Source organism: Dactylosporangium sp. NPDC048998, from assembly GCF_043197855.1.
Taxonomy (GTDB): Bacteria; Actinomycetota; Actinomycetes; order Mycobacteriales; family Micromonosporaceae; genus Dactylosporangium.
The window spans coordinates 1-2,797 of the sequence record NZ_JBICTV010000089.1; the positions used below are offsets into that span (position 1 = coordinate 1).

The following is a 2,797-nucleotide window of genomic DNA, read 5'->3' on the forward strand; positions in this document are numbered from 1 at the left end:
TCCCACGACACCTCCAGCAACAACCGCTGCTGCGGGTCCATCGCCAACGCCTCACGCGGCGAGATACCGAAGAACTCGGCATCGAAGCCCGCCACGTCAATGAAGCCACCGGTGCGCACGTACGAATGGCCCACCGCGTCCGGGTCCGGGTCGTACAGGCCGTCGACGTCCCAGCCGCGGTCCGTCGGCAGCGGTCCGACGGCGTCGCCGCCGTCGCGCACGAATCGCCACAGCTCCTCGGGGCTGTTGAGGCCGCCCGGGAAGCGGCAGGCCATCGCGACGATCGCGATCGGGTCGTCGTCCACAGGGGACACTGCCGGGGCCATAACCGCCGGTGCCGCCGGCACCGCTGCGACCAGCTCAACGGCGAGGTGATCGGCGACCGCAACCGGTGACGGGTAGTTGAACACGAGGGTCGCCGGCAGCCGGAGCCCGGTCGCGGCGCCCAGCCGGTTGCGGAACTCGACGGCGGTCAGCGAGTCGAAGCCGAGCTCCTTGAACGCGCGTCGTGGGTCGATCGCGTCGGGTCCGGGGTGGCCGAGCACCGTCGCCGCCTGGGTTCGCACCAGGGTGAGCAGCGCCTCGGCCCGCTCGGCCGGCGACAGGGCGGCAATCCGGCTGCCGAACGACGAGTCGGCCTGCCCTGCGCGGCCGCCGCGGCGGAGCCCGGCCGGCACGAGGGCGCGCAGCAGCGGGTGGACGTCGCCGCGGGCGCGCACGGCCGCTAGGTCGAGCCTGATCGGCACCAGCGCGGGCCGGTCGGCAACGAGTGCGGCGTCGAAGAGGGCGAGGCCGTCGGCCGCCGACATGGGCAGCGTGCCGCCACGCGCCATGCGGGCGAGGTCGACGTCGCTCAGTCGGCCGCCCATGCCGGCTTCCTCGGCCCACAGACCCCAGGCGAGCGCCGTTGCCGGCAGGCCCAGCCCGCGCCGGTACCCGGCGAAGGCGTCGAGGAACGCGTTACCGGCGGCGTAGTTCCCCTGTCCCGCGCCGCCGAACGTCGAGGATGCCGACGAGTAGACGACGAACGCCGCGAGGTCGAGGCCGGCGGTCAACTCGTGCAGGTGCCATACCGCGTCCACCTTGGGCCGGAGCACAGCGTTCCAGCGCTGCGGCGTGAGCGCGGGCACGACGGCGTCATCGACGATGCCGGCGACGTGGACCACGCCCACGAGCCGGTCGGCCACCTCGCCCACCAGCTCGGCCAGCGCCTCCCGGTCGGCCACGTCGGCCGCGACGGCCCGGACGGCGGCGCCGAGCGCCGTAAGCTCGTCGAGCCATTCCTGGGGCGCGCCGGAGCGGGACACCAGCAGCAGCTCGGGTACCCGATGCACGCGCACGAGGTGTTCGGTGACCAGCCGCCCGAGTCCACCCGTGGCACCGGTGACCAGGACGACGCCGTTGGCGAGCGGCGAGGTCTCCTCGGCCCTGGCCGCGCCGGTCACCCGGGTGAGCCTGGCCAGGAGCACCTTGCCGTCACGTACGGCGACCTGGGGTTCGTCCGTTGACGCAGCGAGGCCAGCGGTCACGGTCACGGCCTCGTCCCGGTCGGTCTCCAACAGCCCGAACCGGCCGGGGTTCTCCGACTGCGCCGCGCGGACCAGCCCCCACAGCGACTGCTGCACCAGGTCGCTGGGCCGGGTCAGGAGGACGAGGCGGCTCTGCGCCCATCGGGGGTCGGTGAGCCAGTCTCGCAATACGTCGACCAACGCCAGACCGGCCTCGTGCACCTGCCCGGGCACCGGCCGCTCGGAGTCGGTCGCGGCCGGACGCAGCACCACTACGGCAGGCGCCGCACTGTCGCGCACATCCTCGAGGTACGCCCACTCGGGCGCGGCCGCCGTCGCCGGCGGCGCGGGCACCCAGTCCACCGCATACAGTGCTCCGGTGGAGCCGCCTGCGGGCCGCAAGTTCGCCGGGTCGGCGGGGCGCACCACGAGCGCGGCGACATCGAGCACCGGCGCGCCCAGCTCGTCGACCGCGCTGACGGCGACCCCGTCGGGCCCCGCCGGAGTCAAGCAGGCCCGCAGTACCCGGGCGCCGGTCGCGTGCACGCGCACGCCGGTCCAGGAGAACGCCAGCCGAGGCCGGTCGGGGTCGGCGAAGAAGCCGGACTCCCCCAGCGGGTGCAGGACCGCGTCGAGCAACACCGGGTGCACGCCGTAGTCGTCGGCGTCCTCGGCCTCCTCGGGCAGGGCGACCTCGGCGTACACGCGGCCGGCCGCGACCCACGCGGCGCGCAGCGCACGGAACGCCGGCCCGTAGGCGACGGGCAACCGGTCGTACAGGCCGCCGACGTCGACGGACCGCGCACCGGCCGGCGGCCACACCCGCAGGTGATCGGACCCGACCGGGTCCGGCAGGGCGACGGCGAGGTATCCGGCGGCGTGCTCGGTCCACTTCGCGGTGGACCCGGCGCGGGTGTACAGGCGGACGGCGCGCCGCCCGTCGTCGGCCGGCTCGTCGACGGCCACCTGCACGTCGAGCTCGGTCGTCTCGTCGAGGACGATCGGCACCGCGATCGTCAGCTCCTCGACGACCGGCACGCCGAGCCACCCGCCGACATGGACGAGCGCGTCGGTGAGTGCGCTGCCGGGCACCAGCACGACGTCGCCGACCCGGTGGTCGGTGAGCCACCGCTGGCGCTGCATTGACAGCCGCCCCGAGAACAGGACATCGTCGCCGCCCGCGACCGGAACTACGGCGCTGAGGAGTGGGTGTTCGGTGGGTGTCAGGCCGGTAGCGGTCAGGTCGGCAGTACGGGTGGGTTCCAGCCAGTACCGCTGATGCTGGAACG

1 protein-coding gene is annotated in these 2,797 nt (G+C 74.3%); it reads right to left on the minus strand.

The genetic code is table 11. The annotated features are described in order from the left end of the window. A partial coding sequence (locus ACGFI8_RS47880) for an SDR family NAD(P)-dependent oxidoreductase (RefSeq protein ID WP_392815775.1) occupies positions 1-2,774 on the minus strand: 2,774 nt, incomplete at its 3' end. Positions 2,775-2,797: the final 23 nt, after the last annotated feature.